This window comes from Salmonella sp. SAL04162, from assembly GCF_046551535.1.
In the GTDB taxonomy this organism is placed as follows: domain Bacteria; phylum Pseudomonadota; class Gammaproteobacteria; order Enterobacterales; family Enterobacteriaceae; genus Salmonella; species Salmonella enterica.
In genome coordinates this window covers 72,234-91,271 of the sequence record NZ_JBGDVX010000007.1, presented here as the reverse complement: position 1 = coordinate 91,271, position 19,038 = coordinate 72,234, and the positions used below count along the sequence as shown (strand labels likewise).

Here is a 19,038-nt window from a genome sequence, read left to right as displayed (position 1 = left end):
GGGTTATCAGTCAGTATCAGTAGCCAACCACGGAATAACGAACCAGCACGTTCAGTTTCCCGGTTGCCGCTGCACCACCAGTAACGACGGTCAGCACTTCGCCATCGGTTTGCGTGGAATAGGGTTCAACCACAAAATGATGTGCCACTTTTGCGTGTACATCATCGGCATGTACCAGTTCATGGTCACCGCTTTTCACCGTAACAGTGACGCCTGCGCCCAGGTCTCCGGTAACAATCTGTACCGAATTGATACGCATCCCGATCGGAAGACGCAGCAAACGCACTTCTGTATTTGCAGCGACGGCATTCAGGTCGGCAAAACCCTCCACAACGGACTCGTTACCGTGCGCCCCCTGATAGACGTTCTCCTTATAAGACGGTGCGAAAATCACACCCGCTTCTGGTTTATCTGCCACAGGTCCGGCCATAATGATTACTCCTTAAAAAATTGCCGGGTTTAAATACCCGGCTGAATAAGAGGTGAGATAAAAATCAGATGCGTACTGCGGTATCGACGGCGATGACGCCGTGGTCCTGCATCCGTCCGGTTTTATCCTCGAAACGGATTTTTTTCAGGCCGTTGATCCAGTTAATAGCGATCTCGGTACGGTTATCCATATCCGTTTTTTTCTGAACCAGATTGAAATGTCCACCATCTTTCTGACCATAAGCGTTGGCCAGCGCCTGGGCGCCGAGCAACATTGCACGGTCGATATTGGTTTTCACTTCAATCTGTTGCGTGGTAGCGGCAAGGTTATTGTTCGAAATCGATACATGGGAGCCGGTATAGAAGCGAATCGGCATTCCGGCATATTTCCGTACCAGAATGTTACGCCACATCGCACATTCACCTTTGAACAATGGATGGTTGAATCCTTTGGAGCGGTTGACTGCACGAACCATCATCTGGTTCCAGTCCTTGCCGGATGTACTGGTGTACCAGTCATTCCACTGGCGCGGCGTGACATACAGTACGTAATACGGGTCTTCACCGTACAGTTCATCCCCCTTCAGGCGAACAGGCTGTAACGGATGCGCCATTTCATCAATGAACAGCGCCATGTTGTCAACCAGGCTCAGGGAGAACACGTCGGAAGAATCCACCGCTTCAAGAGAGGTGGCATCGCCACCGAAGAAATGGCGGTTATGGGTTGGCGGCATGACATCATTAATCATGATCTCTTTAAAATCACGATGTGAAGCCAGCGGTACGATAACATCGTCAGCCATGAAATCACCGCGAGCCCCCGCCAGATGAACTACAGCACACTGGTCCTGCAAATCGTTGAAGTAGGTTCCCAGAAGGGTACGGGCTGAACTGGCAAGATTGAATTTGGTACGCTGCTGTGACATACGTCCACCCGCATCCACCAGATGACGCCCCTGATCGATACGAAGAGAGAAGTCTGCTCGGCTCAAATCTTCCCCGCGTCCTTCAATGCGCTGGTCCCCCATCGTCGGCAGTTTGGAAAGTTTGTGCATAATGCTGAAACTGACCTCATCGCCACGCTCTTTCTTCAAATCGGTGATACGAACGACCGGCGCACCCGCGCTGGTTTGTTTCGTGCTTTTTTTGTCCGGCGAAACGGCTTTAGGGGCTTCCTGTTGTTCAGTAAGGATATTCACCATCGAACGATTACGGTTAGCGGCGGTGAACAGTGCCACCTGGTACAGCTTATTCGCCTGGGCAGTAGTTACTGTTGACATAATTTACTCCATTAAAAGAAAAACCCGCCTTTCAGCGGGTCGGATTCGGTGTGTTACCCCAGCTTCTCAAGGATCGCGTCGATATCCGCGTCGCTCATGCCGCTCATTACGGCCTCTGCATCTGCATAAGAAGCACCAAGTAACTGCTCAAATTTATCCTGCGGTACTGCTGCCGAGTTCCCCAGATCTGACGGTGAATCAGGCACCACCGTTGCCGCAGCATCGGCTTTAGCGACTTTCTCTGCGGCAACAGCAAGAACCTCATGGTTGTCCTGCTCCACGACAGGATGGGAAGGCGTTTCACCGTAAGCAGCTCGCGTACGTCGTGCCACTTCGGCAAAGCGTTCCGTCAGCGGTTTATCTTTCCATGCGGGGTCATTCTGTAACTTCTCATCAAGGTGAACTGCGATGGCAAACTTGTCAGGGTCGGACCGTTGCCATTCAGCCAGGTCAGGCGTGGCGTTCAAAGCAGCAACGGCAGCGGAGTTATCCTGTTCTTCCACCTGCCGTTGCGGTTGCTCCTTCTGGATCTGTGCCTGTAAATAATCGTATTTACGGGCCATCAGGGTGAGCGCGTCCGCCATTTCGGGGTAATCCTCCCTGATTTTGGCTATCTGCTCGTCAGAAATACGCGCATCTTCCGGGAGAGGATCTGGCGTCATACCAGCCTGTTTGATTTGTGACGTCAGCAAATCAATTTTGCGCTGCTCTTCAGCCAGTTGTTGCTCATAACGCTGAGTCAGACGTTGCTTTTCAGCACGCTCGGCTTCAAGAACGTCATAGGGAATAACATGTTTCCCGTCCCTAGTGAGAATCCCCTTCACATCCTCCTGCGGTTGCCCCTCTTCATCAGTACCGGCCCCCGGCGTCGGTGCCTTTTTATCGCCCGTGTCAGTTTGTACTGTTTCAGAAGTCTCGCTGTCAGAATGTTCCGCACGCTCTTCCTGCTCCTCGATGTCACCCTCAACCTCGATATCACCCATTTTTGCCATGAGTTCTTCGAGCTGTTCCTGGGTTTCTTCACCTGTAATTTCAAAGTCCATAATTCCCCGCATGTCTGTTTGTCGGACAGATCCGATGTTGATAAATAAAAGGCGTATCGCTGCCCCTGCGAATAAGCACACTGTTGCCAGCGGGCTTAGCAGCAGAAACAAAAAAGCCAGCGCGAGGCTGGCTGTGTACTGGTGAACTGGAGGTTAAAGCGGCATCGCTTCTATCCGCTGCTGTAATGTCTGTAATATCTGTTGTTGCAAAAGTGCTGATTCCTGCTCCGAGTTCTGTATCCCTGTGAGAATATCGGCAGCATTCGCCTGGTTCAGTGCATCCACATAACGTTGTCCCTGCGCTTTCGCTGTATCAAGCTGCGCGGCTGCGGCGTCCTTCTGCGCGGCAGCCTGTGCTTTTGCGGCATCCGCCTCCAGTTTTGCCACCTTCCCGGCCATTTCGCGCATCTGAAGTTCCATCTGTTGCTGCTGTATCTCCTGCTGCTGTTGTGCCTGCTGCAGCTCTTCCGGCGTCATTTCATCCGGTGATTTCGGTGTTCCCAGCGCGGTACGTATACGTTCAACGAACTCCTGTTTGTCCGGTACATCCAGGAGGTTCACCCACAAATCAAGCACCGCAGCCTGTACTTCCGGCGGTAAGCCCTGGATAACCTCAGACATACGCTGTGCCAGTTGCGCCTTAAACGCGGGCGTCTGCTGTACCGGCGCGAGGGCAATATAGGTATTAAGGCGGGAAATATCGTTGGTCATCTCACCATCATCACCTTCTTCGTTAAGCGTCACTGTCTGACGTTTGCGCTTGTCGTTCCGGTTAATGACCACCGCATAATTCCGGCGTTTTTTCAGGTCTTCCAGCAAATAACTCAACAACAACCGTCCCACCTGCTGGCAGGCGAACTGGTAGTTGTCGTTAATTTCAGCCAGCGTGGTACCGCCCTGCTCCACCAGGTTACTGATAGCAACGCCTGATGATGCATTGGAGTTCTGCCCCAGGAATGCCGCATAAACACCCATTGTGTCCTGGATGAGTTTTTCCGACTCCTGCATCACCGTAAACTGCTGGTTAGAAATCTGAGAGTCCTGTTGAACGCTGAAAACATCAGCTATGGAGGTTTTGTTTTTCCGGTCCGCATTCAGGCGAATAACGCCATCAGGACGTTCGACCTGTTCCATTACCTCAGAATTGGACATATCGGTGGCATCGTTGTCCATCACAACCCGTTTGGCCTGTAACTGCCAGGTCAGTTTCAGACGACGGAAGTTCACTTCATCCTGTGCGGGAATTGCGCGTGACACCAGCCCGTAAGGTTCGCCCGTTTTATCCTTGCGATAGCCCCAGAACGGCACCAGCGGAAACATCCCCTGCGGTGCAGTACACGGTCTGTCGGTAATAAAGTGTGGTCCGACAAACCAGGCCTCGCGGATACGGCTTACCCGTCCGATGGTGACCTGAACGCGTCCGGTCGCGACTGCCACGGCCTGCATCAGGTTATTTTTATCGAAGGCTACGACACGACCATTATTCAGTTCAATAACGGGCATCCGCTGGTAAACGCGGTAATAGACCACCTGAAGCAGTACACGCCTGCGGTCGCTCTGGAGCCATTCGCTTTGCTCACGGCTCCAGCTCTGGTATTCCTCCCATGCGCTCATTAACTGGCTGTCCTGTCCTTCAGCCAGCGTGGTATCAACAAATCCCCGCCATTCATGGACAGCGTAATCGATGATCTGCGACATCCCCGGAAACGACACTTTCGCCTCGTCCGTGTCCATCCAGCGACGGCGCATCAGCCAGCGGCAGTCACTCAGGTCAGCTTCCCGACTCAGCCAGTCCCAGTACACTTCATTCCGGTTTACCGTTGAGACTTTAAATTTCGGGCCAAACGGATCGCTGTTACGACGGACTTCAACCCAGCTCAGCCCGGCTTTAATTTGTTCCGCGTAAGCATCTGAACGTGCTTTATTCAGGTTACTCAGGCGGCACGCATCGGCAAACTCCGCATTGATGGCATCAGCCAGTTTTTCAGCTTCTTCATCCGGATCATCGGACACCACCATCAAATCAGTGCGGGTCTTGGCTTCCATACCGAGCACACCATCAATCGTTGGTGCTATCAGATTATGAATGGTCTTCGGCTGGCCTCGTTCTTCCAGTACGGTAATGACTTCAGGATCGAGCTGATCACCATCATAATAAGCGCAAGCCTTGTTTGCACCGTCACGCCATCTGGGTTGCTGGTCAATATCGGAGCTGACAGCCAGTAATTTTTGCTGTGAAAAACGCGGGGCTTCTGCGCCTGGTGAACCCGCTGCGCTGGTCTGTATCTGTTCTGTGTTCATCAGTGAGTCATCCAGTGTTTTTTGGTGCGTTCAGTTGGTTGCGACTTAATGCGTACAGGCATACGCGCCCGCATTTCCTGTGCGATGCAGTAGCTCATCACCTGGTCATCGAAGCAGCCTTCCTGTGCATTCATTGAACCTTTCGCGTTGTAGACGTAGGTGTTCATCTCGCTCAGCGTGCCTGTCCAGCGGATACCGGAAATCCCGTTATTCAGCAGGGTCTTCATTCCCTCAGTCAGGATCGGCTTGCTCTGGCGCGTGGTTAACCAGCCCAGACGCGGCGTATCATCGTCGTTGTCCTGGTCAATATGCTGCTCGTTGTAGATAAAACGGGGCGGATAAATCTCACGCAGTTTGAGAATGACCGCATGGCCGTGGTTATTGCGCTCAGGTCCGATAAAGGCGGTGTTATACAGTTTCCCCACATGCGCCAGCAGGTGAGCAAATAACTCAGCGTCCAGATGTCCGAACCAGTGCGCGACCTGTTCGCCGGTACTTTGTTTGACCACATCCAGTGACGAGCGGTCGCCGTGCTCCAGCCCTTCGGCCGGGTCAGCACCGATGGCATACTGCTCGTCCGGATCGGGCAGTTCCCAGACCAGAAGATAATTCATCAGCGTACGACTGAGTTCATCCTTTTTACCGCTACGTAAAGCCTGTGCCTTTGTTCTGGTGCCCGTTACAGGCTCAATGTCATACACAATCAGTGGAGGAATACACCCGGCTTCGGCCTGCAATGTACTTTCGGCATTAAACACTCTCCGGCCTGACGTAAGGAAAGCTTCCTGCGGCGTGGAAGGAAACTCCTGCTTCATTTCCTCGCGCTGTTCTGTCTCCTTGTTGACATACCATTGCTTCTGTCCATCGGTGAGCGTGATATTCATGGCTTTTTCAACAGCCGAAAAATACTCCGCTTTTTCGCGCGTCAGTCTCAGACCGGAGGCCGGCACTTTCGCACTGTATTTGGGGTCCTGCCACCACGCATAAAAGTGGAACTTATAATCCTGTGGTGACAAATCCAGACCGGAAGTCGTTATCTCCTGTGCCCGGTTGCTCATGTCGTAGAAATCGCCGCCAACGCCTTCTGCGGTGGACTCGTCGAAAATAATGCATTCATCCGCGACAGCATTCAGCGTCCCCGTACGCAGCTCTTTGGCCTTAGCCGGATATTTCGCACAAATCTTGCCGTGCTCGGAGATATGAAGACGCTGAACCGTACCGGAACGAAACGAGGTCGCCACCTGAATACTGGAGCCATGACCAAACAGGATATAACCGCCGCTGGCACCGCTTCTTCGTTCCGCAACAGTGAATGAAGCCCGCAACCACGGGGGAAGATTGTCAAACGGCACTGCAATTTTGGTACGAAAAATCTCACTGGCTGCCTGTTTATCCTGTGCCACAATCCCGCACTTGAGGTGTGCCGTGAACAGCGCCTGGTCCAGCAGATAGATATCAATTGCCGTCGAGAACCCCAGTTGTCGCGCTTTAAGAATGATATTTTTGTTATGCATACTCCGGAAAAGCTGGCGCTGAGCCGGACGCATTCTGAAAGTAACCAGTTCCCCTTTTTCATTCTGGACTTTGTAGAGATGATTCAGACGCCACCAGGGATTGCTCAGTTTTGTCAGAATAAAAAGGCGCTGTTCTGGCTCACTCATCCCGGATAAATCAGGTTCACTGTATTGCGGTTCACTCTTCAGGGATACCATCTAACCTCCCGGAGTGGCTCATATCATGCAGCGTCGACACAATTTCAGTCATCGGGGTTGTCACCCCCTGTTTCTGGCTGGTCAGGATATCGGCCTCAGCTTTAACTTTTTCTCTGGCTGCTGCCCGGTACTCGGTATCGGCAATAATTTTTGCGGGAGTGACCGCGATAATGTCCAGCGTCCCCAGGGTACGTTCTATCGATTCAATGCGGGCAATATTGCGATCGAGGGCCGTCTCAGCCTGCAAAATTTTTCCGTACAATGCTGTACGCGCCAGAATATCTTCCGTTTTATCCAGTTCGGTAAACATACGTTTCAGGGTGGCTGTTACCGAAAGCGCCCTTGCGCGGGTAAATACCAGTTCGTCAATGAGTGCCATTTCTGCCGCATCATCCATCAGATGGTCGGCTTCGAGATATTTTGCGTATCCACGGTGTTTTACTGCGGCAGTGTTGCGCTCGACGAACCGGCAAACGGGATGAGGATTTCCACCCCGTTTTTTTCGTTTCGTCTCTGCCGAATTTGCGCAATTTTCGTCATCACTGTCTGCCAGATTTTCTTCTTCGCAATCCTCGTCGTCACTGGTTTTTTCTTCTGAAGATGCGTCAGAATTTTGCGCAGTTTTTTGTTCCTTTTTTTGCGCACTTTTCTGCGCAGACTCCTGCTCATTTTTGCGCAGTTTTATATACCGTCGGGCTGTGTCATAGCTGATGCCATTCTGCTTACACCAGTCCTGAAACTTGATACCTGTTCTGGCATGAGCACGCTGAAATTTTTGCTCCAGCTTTTTCCAGTCGGTCTTTGCCATAACATCTTCCTGTTGTCACGCTCTCCATACGTAAAATCTGGTGAAACCAATCGCCCCGCGAAATCTCAGATTTCACGTAGCGCCATCATGTTTGGTTGTTATTTAACCAAATCAATCCACGCAGGCATGTTGTCAAGTTACCTGCGGTATTACTCGTGTTTAACTGATGGACGAGGCCGGATGCTGTGTGGATAATCCTGCTGCCGATATAACTACACCTATAGCCCCTCTATGAGATTGACCCGCAAAAGACACTGTGCCTGCGCGGGCTTTTTTTACCCTCGCAATACCCATTCACATAGTGTGTCTTTTTTTATCGTCTGGTTACGTTTTGGTGGTGTACTGGAATGTCATATACAGGCAGGATGGCTACTGGTGCTGTTGTGTACCAATCAGAGTATATTTCCACTATTACCTGTAGTGTATCATTGCAGTATTTCCCGCAGGTTTACTCATTGCCCTGCGGGAATTTTTTATTTGCACTGCGTTCGGATGTACTCCTGCAAATACTTCAGTTTTTCCTGATCACTGATGATTCCGGCGCGGATATCGAGAACGTTTTGTCCAGCACCTGGAGAGAGTTCGACGGTGGCAGCATTGCCCACGCGGCTGGCGCTGGCGGTTTCGGTGCTGGCTGGCACTGTACAGCGTCCTTTGACGCGCACCCGGCCACCAGCAGCAAGGCGGCGCTGCAAATCAGCATTTTTAGCATGTTCATCGGCGAGTGCCTTCGTGTATTTTGCATCGAGGGCGGCAACGTCACGCTGGCGCGTCTGCACGTTGGTAATTGTCGCGTTCGCCAGCTTCAGGTTGTGAGTGGCGGTGTCGCGCTGCGATTTATATTTCACGGCATTACCGTGGTAGCGTTCTGTAGTCCATGCCAGCGCAACGGCCACAATCAGCAGAACAACAATCGCGCTGGCTAAAATTCGGTTCACTGAGCATATCTCCAGTATTTTTAATGTCAGATCAAAAGTGCAATATACCGATTACGATTGCTTCCCCTGGAAACTCACCGGAACCCTGACTATGGGTGCTTTTAAGTCTTTTCTGGACATGTTCACACACGAACAATGGACTATCATCGGATTGTCATGTGCTATCTTTTTACGTCTTCTTACCTGGCTTTCTAAGTGGTATTTCCGGAAGAAACGTGATGAGTTGGGGAAAAAAGACGATAAAGGTTGAATACTGCCTCCAGAAAGCACAGCAGGCAAAATATGGCGCTGGTAATCCACCAGTACTCCGTTGGTATTAATCCACTCAGCGCCAGTAGCAGAACGAAACACTCCAGACTGAAACAGATATTTCCCGTCATTTATCTATCCCCCAGCACGCCAGCGCCGATTCCTGGTCGCGTCGTATTACCTGACCGTAACACTTATTTTTCCGGTTGTGGCAGTCTTTCCCGCCGTCATATACCCAACGGCGGATTTCCGCACATGCCCCTTTCCGGTCTCCGGCGTTCAGCTTCCGGTAAAACGTGGACGGGAAGCATTTACCGGGACCGATGTTGTACGGGCAGAATGACGCAATACCGGCTTTCTGCGGTTCGGTCAGCGGTATATGAACATGTTTATTTACCCAGTCCAGCGCTTTATCGCGTTCGATGGCGTTTACCTGGTCACATTTCGCCTGGGTCAACTTCATGCCCTTCGCTACAGGCTTACCATCAACCATTGTGGCACCGCGGCAAATGGTCCAGATTCCCCCGCCATCACGGTACGCTATCAGGCTATTGCCTTCTTTCTCATCGAGAAACTGGTCGAGTAGCTGCGGTGCGCTGGCATCGGCGGCAATCAGCGCCAGCATGGCGGCGGAAAGACCGTATTTAACTTTCGTCCTTAGCGCCATCAGCCCCCTCCCGCTCCATCAGTTTTAACCGGCGGTATTGAAAATAGATGTTGGCAATCCATGTCAGCGCACCAAATATCAGTCCGCCGAGGATACCAATTGCCGCCCATTCATCGTGGGTAAAAGAATCGAGGACTGAATACAGCGTTGTGGCAAAAGACACGCCGTATGACGCTCCCGTGGTCATTTTGTCCATTGTCATAACTCCCCCTGTCCGGGAGACTGTCTACCCGGGTATCGGGTGAGTGAGATAAAGAAAAGGCCGCGCATTAGCGCAGCCTGTTGACCTGTTCAAACTGAAATGCTTACTCTTTCTGTGCCTTAACCCTATGAGGCAACCAATGAAAGACATTTTTGACTCTTTTTTCGTCATTCCCGCCCGGTTTCCCAGATCGGGCTTTTTTTCGCCCAAAGAAAAGGCTACCGAAGTAGCCTTTGAGTGATAATAAAGCTATGAGTTTTGACGTGGCTTGAGCAAACCACGCTTCAACCCTAGCGTTGGCAGCCAGAATCTACAAACACTCTTTTGTCAGTTACTGAAAAGTTTTTCCCACAACTGCATCGTATGTACAGAAAAGGCTACCGGAGTAGCCTTTGTATCGTGCGATAGGGTGTTGCGGTGCCGGTCGCTACCCGGTGGAATACTCCGCGAAAAGGATTCAGTACATATTGGCATAATGAATGAAATTACCCACGCCCCGCGCTAACAGGATTCACCGCAACATAAAAAATCTACAATCAACAGGTAATCGATAACAATAACATTTTGTGCCCTGTAACGATGGGCCACCGCCGCCGCGTGACCAGCGGAGCTACACAGGGGGATATGGTGCTGGTTAACGGATTTGAACCGCTACCCATTCGCTTACAAGGCGACTGCTCTACCGTTGGAGCTAAACCAGTATATTTGGCGGGACAGCGTGGACTCGAACCACGATAAGAAGGTTAACAGCCTTCCGTAATGACCTTTATACGACTGACCCAAAATTGTTTAGAGCGATAATCTGGAGCGGTCAGCGGGAATCGAACCCGCATCATCAGCTTGGAAGGCTGAGGTAATAGCCATTATACGATGACCGCATAGTCCGCCACCGGGGAATCGAACCTCGTACCTACAGCTTAGAAGGCTGCTGCTCTGTCCGGATGAGCTAGTGGCGGTTGGTTGTTGCGGTGCCGGGTGCCTCCCGGTGAATCGTTAGCCAGTTGTTCGCTATGATTCGCGACCTGTGTGTTAAACTACCAAGTATACCTACAACCATTTACGCCCCTCCGCATAGGGGGATTCACCGCAACACAAAAAACCTACAATCAACAGGTCACTTATGGCAAGTTCAAAGAACTGATTTTTTCCTGATAAATATCAAAATTTCTCTTATCTTATCAGCCTGTTCACCATGCAACGCATGACTTTTCCTTTCCAGAAGATCAACGATATTACCTGTCGTGACCCGTTTACCATTCTCGATTAGCTGGATGACTGTCTCACCAATCTCTGCGGCCATGAAGTGGTTTTGTACGATGCTCAAGAAGTTGCCCTTTTTATGGTTATTGGTGATACCGTTGTACATCAGACAGCATGTTAAGAGCAAAATAAAAGGCACCGACTGATCCCCTGTTTCCGCCCGGAAGTCTCACAAGTCCCATAAGGGTACACGCTTAAACCGTCTTTTCCGGTCACTGATTCTGCCACAATTCGGGCATCTGTCAGAAGGATATACCCTTGCTGTATCGCAGTAACACCAGATAAGGGCTTTCTTTGGTGCTTTGGCTGAGATTCTGTTTGCGTGACACATGGTGTACTCCAGGAACGACGAAGCCCCGCTGACAGGCGGGGCTTCGATGATAAGATTTTGTCGAATTAATCACTCTTAACAGGGTAAACAACTTTTTGGAATTCCACAACAATTTTTCTCTTATAAGTTTATGAGGGTGTGCTTATCATCGACCCGGCTGGATACAAAAGTAGCCCTGTACACATTTAACCTCCTCCCGGGTCTATTTTTACAGTTTTTGTTCTGTTACTGACTGATACAAAACGTGCGCATATACGAGGGGAAAACTTCGTGCATATCAGTGTCACATCACATTTTACCCCGCAGGCATCCATTACGTTATAACGAGTGGTAATAAGTACAAAACAGGGGGATTTATGAAATATCCTGTGGCGTGGGTATGGTACGCCAAATGGACTGTTATTTATCTGGTTATCCTTCCTCTCCTGATCTGGAGATTCGAGAACATTCAGTTATTCCACTCACATATAGCGTTTCTTGTGGTGACAGGTTTCGCTATGGGGCTTGCCGTCAGACTCATAGACAAATTGTTTTACTTTCTCATACAACACGCCGGGAAAAAATACTGACCTGAGCGGTATGTGAAGTATGCCAGCGTTAAGCAAATCTCAGAAAGAAGTCCTTGAACGGAAAATAGCCCGGTGGGTCTGGCTGGAACAACGCCCTGTTACCGCAGCCGAAATCGCCAGAAGGTTTTCTGTCGGTATACACCAGGCAAGATGTCTGATTCAGCGGATCATACGCCGGGCTGATGGTATTCGTTGCAGACTGGAAACCGCACCAGGAACAAACAGCTCCGGGCATACCGGGATAGTAAAATACTTTTCAGTACAACACCTCCCTGAAAGCTATCAGCCATTCAGGAAAGAAAAAAAATGACGGAGTGATGTTCCTCAGTGTTGCAATACGCTTCCCGATATTCTCACCTGCACAAATTATACACTACCAGATTTGCTCTGATGGACAACATGTAACCATTATGACGACAACCTGATTTTAATTCAGATAGCCGGGATATCTGCGTCGCATTCAGTCCTGAGATAACTGCATCCCTAACCAAAAAACCTCCTGACAGGGATTGTGAAAGTTCTTTTTCATCGGCCTGATACTCATTCCACAAGCGTCAACCACTTCCCATAAAATCCAGCACTCCGGGCAAAGATGATAAGTATCAGGTAACAATTCATCTTCTCTGATACAGCGAATTATCACGCCATTCGCATGCTGCCAAAGTGATGCCGTTCTTTCCACCTCCGCCGAAATATCTTTCTTACGTTCCTGCAACAGACAAACAACTGAATTACCATTTTTAATGGCATTGATATAAAAGGCTAAATGGGTCATCATTATGCTTTAATTTTAGTCCTGTTACCATGTTTTTCCGCCACTCTGTACAGGTATCGCCTCCGGCAAAAAGCCCGGTACAAAAGGAGCCCCCCTTTATTCCACCAGCGAGAGTGGCGCTTATATTGCCACTACCCCTGCCAGTTACCAGCCTCCGGCAACTCCTACCCCCGTGGCATTATTACCCGCTGAATCCCATGAAATATTCAGGCGAACATTTGTCGATGGTGAAACGCGGAACTGTACACCAGCGGCTACAGCATTACCATTCTGATAAGTGCCCGCGCCAATACCGTATGAGAATTTATTCCCCTCCACATACGGAATTGAAGATAAAGCAGTTACACCAGCGATCCCGGCATTGAGGCGTTTTTCCGTGTGCTCCAGACTTTTACGCAACTCGCCAAAACGATTATCGGTATAAGCATTTGAACGTGTCACCGCGTTATTTTCTGCCTGAGTGGAACTTCTGTCTGTATAACTGTTTGCACTGCTTAATGTCTGTCTGGCTGAATTATCCGTGTAGATATTGGCCTCTTTAATTGCTTCACCCTTAACAGTGTCTGCATAACCCTTAGCCGTTTTTTCGGCTGCTGACTGCGCGGAACTGGCGTAACCCTGTGCTTTGGTGTCCAGCGAACCAATTTCGGTGGCTGTGTTCTTGTTGGCCGCCTTCAGCGCGTCGCTGGCATACTTCTGCGATTTGGTGTCCAGCGTACCAATCTCAGTATCGGTGTAACCTTTGGCGTCACTGGCAACCTGCTTGAGTTGCCCCAAGTTCACAGCCTCATCATCGTGAACGCCAGCAGCAAGACCGCTTAGAGTACGGGTTTCTGTTTGGGTATTTGTGGAAAAATCCCAAATACCAATATTCACTTCATTTTTATGACTGGCTCTTGAGCTCTCGCCAAGCGCCACGCTGTTATCTCCGGTAGCCTGTGCCCGTCCCCCTGTAGCAGTGCTGAGATAACCGGTAGCCTGTGTCTGCCACCCTGTAGCAGTGCTGTTCGAACCGGTAGCCTGTGTATGCCACCCTGTAGCAGTGCTGTGCGAACCGGTAGCCTGTGCCAGCCCCCCTGTTGCAGTGCTGTTATAACCGGTAGCCTGTGCACTGTCCCCTGTAGCAGTGCTGAGATAACCGGTAGCCTGAGTCTTCGCCCCTGTAGCAGTACTGCCATTATCGGTAGCCTGCGCTCCCTCCCCTGTAGCTGTGCTGTAATCACCACTAGCATTAGCTGTCTCTCCTGTAGCAGTGCTGTTCGAACCGGTAGCCTGTGCCGCCATCCCTGTAGCAGTACTGCCATAATCAGTAGCCTTTGCCACCAATCCTGTAGCAGTGCTGCTTTCTCCAGTAGCCGTAGCCATCCACCCTGTAGCAGTGCTGTTATAACCGGTAGCCTGAGCTTCCGCCCCTGTGGCAGTACTGTAACCACCGGTAGCCTGAGCATTCTCCCCTATGGCCGTGCTTTCCGTTCCGGTAGCCCGCGCCCCACTGCCATACACGGCATTAGCCGCATATGCAGCATTTGAAGTCAGAAACAGAGCGAGAATGAGGGAAGAGAGAGTAAAACGTGTTGACTTTAAAGGATTAGCCTTGCAGCCTTGCAGCCTTGCAGCCTTGCAGCCTTGCAGCCTTGCAGCCTTGCAGCCTTGCAGCCTTGCAGGGTATGTGAACCTAAATTATCTGAATTTTCCAAAATATTTTCCTCCTGATATAAATTTTTCAAGGAAAACCTAATGTTTGCAGGAACAACAATTCAATATTCACCAGTGAAATGAATTTAACCAGATTGCACTGCCCGGTGAATAACCCTGATATCGTGCAGGGTCAAACGCTCATTTTTACGCTCACTGGCTCACGCTGTACATAACGATCCATCTCCAGAGTTACCCCCAGTGCGGCGAGACATCCGTCGATGAAGCCTTCAGCATTCTGGAGTCGTTTTAATACCAGCGTGTGTGATATGTTAAGTTTGCTACCAATTCCCCTTACTGGAATGGCGTATACATAGTGCCACTCCAGCAGCGTATACAGGTATGAGTCCTTCTTTTTCAGCACGCTCATCGCCGAACTGATTATCAGCCCGTCATCGTCACTACATGAGCTCCGGCATCTTCGCCTGTCAGGAAGCAGCCCCTTAAAGCCTGCCGCGACGGGCTGATAATAGACATTACCGCCTTCATTCGCCGCCCATGAGCCCCATCTCTCCAGTACTAACTGAATATCGCGCATCATTTACCCCGCATACTCCATCAGTTGCATTGCCACGTTCTCAGCTTCCCTGTAACTTTTGAAGGCTGTCGACAGTATCCAGCGCCACAGCACATCAAACACCGCTTTGTACAATCCCTGAAATTCTGTTTCGTCCATTTTCGCAAATGAGATACTTTTTGCCTCCTTTCGGATACTGCTGTCCGGCAGCTCCACGACATCAAAATATCCGGCCTCGACCGTCACCCATGCGCGGTAGGCGTCAAAGGATTTACATACGCTGATACTGGCTGCCCGTTTGTCTGCCACGCGGGTAAGATACTCTTCCGCCGAACTCATCAGCGCCTGCTGATTTCCGCCGTAATGCGCGAGAAATTTCGCATAGCCGGTGACCAGCCGCCGTTCACTGTCAGTGATGGCTCCACCTGTCGGCGTCCAGTATTCAAAACCCAGATTCAGCAGCGAGAAAAATTTCCGGTGAAAAAGTGGATTTCTTACCTGCCGGAAATCAGCCTCAAGCACCGCGCCCATGCGGACTTTTGAACACAAAATTTCCGTTGTCTGCGGCGTGGCGGGCAGCAGAATACCGGAAGTGTGCCTGACCAGTTGCAACTGCACGATCAGTCCACCGAAACTTTAATGCTGCACATAATCAGCACCGCCACGAACAGGAACCAGCCCCAGCCGGATTTGCCTTCAAGCGCCAGTATTCCGGCAAAGATGGCGCAGATAATCGGTGTGGAAAAACCCAGCGCCAGCATCACTATCGTTTTCATCGCGCCACCTCTCCCGATGTTGTGATGATAATCTGCCCGGTTTCTCCCCAGACTTTGGTTGTGTGGCCGTCCCAGATACCGCAATCCTCACTGAACAACGCATCGAGCAGTGCTTTTTCCAGATTGTCGCGATCGGGTCGTTGCTGGTGTGGTTTTCCGTCCATCTGAGCGCGTTTCTTACCGCTCCATGACTTCGGCATAGGCAGAACAAAGGTAACGTGCCAGCCAGCGTCCGGCAGCGTTATACGTGCCGCCCTGACGTCATCGCAGAATGCACGGTAGCGCATGACAGCCGGACGTTTCTGCCAGCGGTCTCTTTGGGTTTGCCTGGGCTTTGGTACGGGCGTTATGTTAAAAATCTGCATCGGTAATCACCTTTTCAGTAAAACGGCACTGTCAGGCAGATGCCCGGCGCATTTCAGAAATAACTTTGGATTGTGGTAATCCATGCGCATAGTTAAATGGCGTGCTTTTGTTGTCGGTGAGAAACTGATTGCTCAACGGGTTAAACACGAGCGGGAGCTTTCCCTGCCATCCCTCGCCGTTACGCTGCTTATCCAGCAATAACAGGGTGCCCGGTGCTTCCAGTAATTTTTGTTCTTTTTCTGAAAGTATTTCTCTGCCAAGTCTTATCTGCTTATCCATTGCAGCTTCACGGGCCTTGTTGCGCCAGATGGTAATCAGGTTATCAGTCAGATCGGTGATCGCCCCTGTCCCCTTAACGTCCATCTTGCCTACGGGTTTTTCCTCGTTTTCAGTTTTTCTTGGATGCGTAACCAGAAGCACATGTACAGGGTAAGTTGACCTGAACTCACATAATGACTCCATGAAGGCTTTTTGTGCGTTGTAGTCATCCTCATTGAGTCCGCACATCATCAACGAATCGACCACAAATAATTTCACCCCATAGCGTTTGTGAGCATATTTGAAGACGGCAAGAATACGCTCTCCCTTCGCTTTTCCTGTCACGTTGAACAACCACAGTCTTTCGTTGAGAATGTCCATCATCAGATCCACATCCTGCGGATCAGCATCGTTTTTACATACACCCTGGCGAACAATACGTTTCAGCAGTATGGCCGGACGCAATTCCATTGAGGCGATACAGGCAGGTATGCCCTGGTGAGTCGCAGCCAGCGCGAGATGCCCAACAAACTGTGATTTCCCGTGTCCGTTAACACCGTTAACCAGTGTTATTTCGTACTCCCTGAATCTGAAATTATGCTCCAGCGTCGTCCACGGGCTGATAAACATTCCTGGAGCGGGCGAGAAAAAAGCGTCATGTACCTCCTGCCGAAATTCACCAGCGCGTTTCAGTTCTGCCGGGTCAAGCGTTTCCGCCTCAATAATGCACTGGCGAAATTGTTCAACCGTCACGCCCTGTAACAGGCACTCGTTAGCATCCTTGAACGGCAGTTTTACAAAGCTGCACCGATGCGAACCAAGACGTGTCGCGATTTCACGCGCGGCAGACTGCCCTGCTTCGTCCATGTCCATACACAGGAATATCTCCTGGAACCGGGATAAGTTTTCGTATTCGGTATCGATCCACTGCTGTTTCGCTCCTGCACCGCCGCCAAACGGCACTGAAAGCGCCGGGAATCCATACTGGTGGATAGTCATGGCGTCAATTTCACCTTCACAAATCACTACCAGATTGCGTTCTGTGGGGTTCATCGCCTGCCAGCCAAACAGACACGGTTCACAGTCCGCCTCCGCCATGATGATTTTTTTTCCGTTGTGGCGCTCCGTACCCAGGCGCTTAACCTGTTTCAGATCGCCGTCCCGCAGGTACGGAAACGCGATCGCCGGTATTTCAGCCTTGCTGTCATGGTCAAATATCACCGCGTCGGTAACTTTGAATATTTTCGCCGTCTCATGCGATATCCCTCTCGACGCCAGGTACGAAAAACATTCCCTCGTCGGTTTGACGCCCTTGCGCTCAGGTTTTTTATAAATTTTTTCAGGCTTTGGCAGAAAATCACCGGACTCGGTTTTCACGCCAAGAAACTCCCGCGCTTCCTGCATCGCCTGGTGAAGCTGGATATTTCTTACCGCTACCCACAGATTCAACAAATCACCACCCTGACCGCCGTTAAACTCACACCAGACGCGCTTCCCGGTAAGATTAATTTTCAGCGACTGCCCCTTGTTGCCGTCCAGATCACCGACAACCCATTCGCCGTTGATGCGGCGGCCATTGGGCAACAGGTGAGCAACAACCTGTTCGACCTGTTGCCACAGCAAATTCGATAATTCCTGAATCGTCATACACACCTCAGCCTGAACACATTAAAACCCGCAGATACAACAACTTTCGGGATAATTCCGTGGCAATAACCACCAATCAGAACCCGTTTCAGCCACGCCCTCATCGCCCCTCCAGAAGCTCATACATCGCCAGTTCCTGCCGCTGCTCCTCGGACAAGTGCGATACGTCCCGCACCTGACCACCCCCGCCAGCAGCCGACGCCGACGCAGCCGGAAGTTCGTCGTTCCAGCGTTCCTGGTTCAGGTACGTGGACGGATGTAATTTATCCGCGCCAAACACCCCGACGCTCAGTCGTCGCCGGATATCGTCCGCCAGCATCGAGGCGAACTCAGGCGGGGAACCGTGGGTTGATTTTTTCCAGTCCCGATATTTCGACCGGAACGCTGAGCAGGCCTTGACCTTGCCGACCTTGCACAATCCGGCCCTCCAGAAAATTTCTTCGAACGCCTGGTTAACCGGGTCAGGTTCGCCAGGTTTATCGCGGTCATCGGTTTTGTCTGGTGGGTCAGATTCGCCTGCATGCTCAGCCACCTGACCAGTGTCTGGTTCTGGTTCGATCCTGGTATCCCGGCTTACCGATTGCTCCGGTTCAGGGTTTTCGGGTGCAGGTGGTTTTTTTGGCGAAGCCGGTTTGACTTCATCGGTCCGATTCGAACCGAAATCGGACAAAGTGTTTTTATCTTTTACTTCTTCTTCTGAATCTGTATCTGAATCTGGTGCGTTACCTTGCGTTTCACCTGCGTTACACGTAGTTTCTTGTGCGCTTCTTTTGGCCCCCTTTTCAGCCCGCTTTTTCTCCCTGTAAGCCTTTACCCGTGCGGTTGAAGAGTCTTCGCGTTTTGGTTGTCTCTTCGCCCAGCCAATAACAAGATCTCCATCCAGAACCTTTCCCTGCATCGCTGCGATTATCTGCTCAACCTGTTCGGTATCGAGGTCTAATGAGCTGGCGATATCGTCGGCACACAGATTTTTGATTCTTCCACGTTTCGTCGCGTTTCCATTAGCGTTACCTTGCGTTTCACCTGCGTTACCTGTCGTTTCATCGCTATCAAGTGCGTTATCTTCCGTGTCGGTAACACTGGAAACGTTAACAAGAACGTGCAAATACACAGAAATCACGTCACCGATGCGTTGATTTGATTTCCTGGCTATCGTTCGCCACTTCGGATCGTTTGGCATGTCGTGCCACAATCGCAGCCATGAATTAGCCATAT

20 protein-coding genes and 3 tRNA genes are annotated in these 19,038 nt (G+C 50.7%); 1 reads left to right on the top strand and 22 read right to left on the bottom strand.

Annotation, left to right across the window (positions count from 1 at the left end; translation table 11 throughout):
* Positions 1–16: 16 nt before the first annotated feature.
* The 7 genes from ACLJRH_RS15485 to ACLJRH_RS15455 all read right to left on the bottom strand — a co-directional run bounded on the left by ACLJRH_RS15485 (position 17) and on the right by ACLJRH_RS15455 (position 8,502).
* Positions 17–430 (bottom strand): hypothetical protein, encoded by a 414-nt coding sequence (locus ACLJRH_RS15485; protein WP_088760054.1) that lies wholly within the window; start codon positions 428–430, stop codon positions 17–19.
* A gap of 64 nt (positions 431–494) precedes the next feature.
* Positions 495–1,709, bottom strand: a complete 1,215-nt coding sequence (locus ACLJRH_RS15480; protein WP_085425577.1) for a N4-gp56 family major capsid protein — start codon at positions 1,707–1,709, stop codon at positions 495–497.
* Positions 1,710–1,762: 53 nt separating this feature from the next.
* Entirely contained in the window at positions 1,763–2,752 is a 990-nt protein-coding gene (locus tag ACLJRH_RS15475) for a hypothetical protein (protein ID WP_410958046.1), read from the bottom strand.
* Between the two features lie 153 nt (positions 2,753–2,905).
* Complete coding sequence (locus ACLJRH_RS15470; protein WP_410958045.1) at positions 2,906–5,053, bottom strand: portal protein; 2,148 nt, start codon at positions 5,051–5,053, stop codon at positions 2,906–2,908.
* Positions 5,053–6,765, bottom strand: coding sequence for a terminase (locus tag ACLJRH_RS15465; protein WP_410958044.1), 1,713 nt, complete (start codon positions 6,763–6,765; stop codon positions 5,053–5,055). The genes ACLJRH_RS15470 and ACLJRH_RS15465 overlap by 1 nt, the downstream gene beginning before the upstream one ends.
* Complete coding sequence (locus ACLJRH_RS15460) at positions 6,746–7,573, bottom strand: terminase (RefSeq protein ID WP_410958043.1); 828 nt, start codon at positions 7,571–7,573, stop codon at positions 6,746–6,748. Before ACLJRH_RS15460 ends, ACLJRH_RS15465 begins: the two co-directional genes overlap by 20 nt.
* Positions 7,574–8,046: 473 nt before the next feature.
* Positions 8,047–8,502, bottom strand: a complete 456-nt coding sequence (locus ACLJRH_RS15455) for a lysis protein (RefSeq protein WP_410958068.1) — start codon at positions 8,500–8,502, stop codon at positions 8,047–8,049.
* 100 nt (positions 8,503–8,602) lie between these two features.
* Between ACLJRH_RS15455 and ACLJRH_RS15450 the strand changes: the two genes are divergently transcribed.
* The gene (locus ACLJRH_RS15450) at positions 8,603–8,761 is read left to right on the top strand and encodes a phage holin (protein WP_410958042.1); all 159 of its coding nucleotides are present in this window, start codon (positions 8,603–8,605) and stop codon (positions 8,759–8,761) included.
* Here the strand turns inward: ACLJRH_RS15450 and ACLJRH_RS15445 are convergent.
* The 15 genes from ACLJRH_RS15445 to ACLJRH_RS15375 all read right to left on the bottom strand — a co-directional run bounded on the left by ACLJRH_RS15445 (position 8,703) and on the right by ACLJRH_RS15375 (position 19,036).
* A complete protein-coding gene (locus ACLJRH_RS15445; protein ID WP_410958073.1) occupies positions 8,703–8,891 on the bottom strand; it encodes a hypothetical protein in 189 nt (62 codons plus the stop codon). The two genes, ACLJRH_RS15450 and ACLJRH_RS15445, sit on opposite strands and share 59 nt — an antisense overlap.
* On the bottom strand, positions 8,888–9,427 hold the full coding sequence (locus ACLJRH_RS15440) for a lysozyme (protein WP_410958041.1): 540 nt from the start codon (positions 9,425–9,427) through the stop codon (positions 8,888–8,890). The genes ACLJRH_RS15445 and ACLJRH_RS15440 overlap by 4 nt, the downstream gene beginning before the upstream one ends.
* A complete protein-coding gene (locus ACLJRH_RS15435; protein ID WP_410958040.1) occupies positions 9,405–9,629 on the bottom strand; it encodes a phage holin in 225 nt (74 codons plus the stop codon). The genes ACLJRH_RS15440 and ACLJRH_RS15435 overlap by 23 nt, the downstream gene beginning before the upstream one ends.
* Before the next feature lie 706 nt (positions 9,630–10,335).
* A tRNA-Asn gene (locus ACLJRH_RS15430) sits at positions 10,336–10,410 on the bottom strand.
* Positions 10,411–10,432: 22 nt separating this feature from the next.
* Positions 10,433–10,507: transfer RNA gene (locus ACLJRH_RS15425), tRNA-Gly, on the bottom strand.
* Between the two features lie 4 nt (positions 10,508–10,511).
* Positions 10,512–10,585 (bottom strand) — tRNA-Arg (locus ACLJRH_RS15420).
* Positions 10,586–10,758: 173 nt separating this feature from the next.
* Positions 10,759–10,953, bottom strand: coding sequence for a hypothetical protein (locus ACLJRH_RS15415; protein WP_410958039.1), 195 nt, complete (start codon positions 10,951–10,953; stop codon positions 10,759–10,761).
* 1,296 nt (positions 10,954–12,249) lie between these two features.
* Complete coding sequence (locus ACLJRH_RS15410) at positions 12,250–12,567, bottom strand: hypothetical protein (protein WP_410958038.1); 318 nt, start codon at positions 12,565–12,567, stop codon at positions 12,250–12,252.
* A 141-nt stretch (positions 12,568–12,708) separates the two neighbouring features.
* Positions 12,709–14,067, bottom strand: coding sequence for a YadA-like family protein (locus tag ACLJRH_RS15405; protein WP_410958037.1), 1,359 nt, complete (start codon positions 14,065–14,067; stop codon positions 12,709–12,711).
* A gap of 325 nt (positions 14,068–14,392) precedes the next feature.
* Positions 14,393–14,797 carry an antiterminator Q family protein gene (locus ACLJRH_RS15400; protein WP_410958067.1) on the bottom strand — a complete coding sequence of 135 codons (405 nt, stop codon included), beginning with the start codon at positions 14,795–14,797 and terminating at the stop codon, positions 14,393–14,395.
* 3 nt (positions 14,798–14,800) lie between these two features.
* The gene (locus ACLJRH_RS15395; protein ID WP_410958066.1) at positions 14,801–15,400 is read right to left on the bottom strand and encodes a DUF1367 family protein; all 600 of its coding nucleotides are present in this window, start codon (positions 15,398–15,400) and stop codon (positions 14,801–14,803) included.
* Entirely contained in the window at positions 15,397–15,552 is a 156-nt protein-coding gene (locus ACLJRH_RS15390) for a hypothetical protein (protein WP_410958036.1), read from the bottom strand. Before ACLJRH_RS15390 ends, ACLJRH_RS15395 begins: the two co-directional genes overlap by 4 nt.
* Positions 15,549–15,917: a RusA family crossover junction endodeoxyribonuclease gene (locus tag ACLJRH_RS15385; protein WP_410958035.1), complete on the bottom strand. Its 369-nt coding sequence runs from the start codon at positions 15,915–15,917 to the stop codon at positions 15,549–15,551. The genes ACLJRH_RS15390 and ACLJRH_RS15385 overlap by 4 nt, the downstream gene beginning before the upstream one ends.
* 31 nt (positions 15,918–15,948) lie before the next feature.
* Positions 15,949–17,823: a toprim domain-containing protein gene (locus ACLJRH_RS15380; RefSeq protein ID WP_410958034.1), complete on the bottom strand. Its 1,875-nt coding sequence runs from the start codon at positions 17,821–17,823 to the stop codon at positions 15,949–15,951.
* Between the two features lie 100 nt (positions 17,824–17,923).
* Positions 17,924–19,036 carry a hypothetical protein gene (locus ACLJRH_RS15375; RefSeq protein WP_410958033.1) on the bottom strand — a complete coding sequence of 371 codons (1,113 nt, stop codon included), beginning with the start codon at positions 19,034–19,036 and terminating at the stop codon, positions 17,924–17,926.
* Between the last annotated feature and the right edge of the window lie 2 nt (positions 19,037–19,038).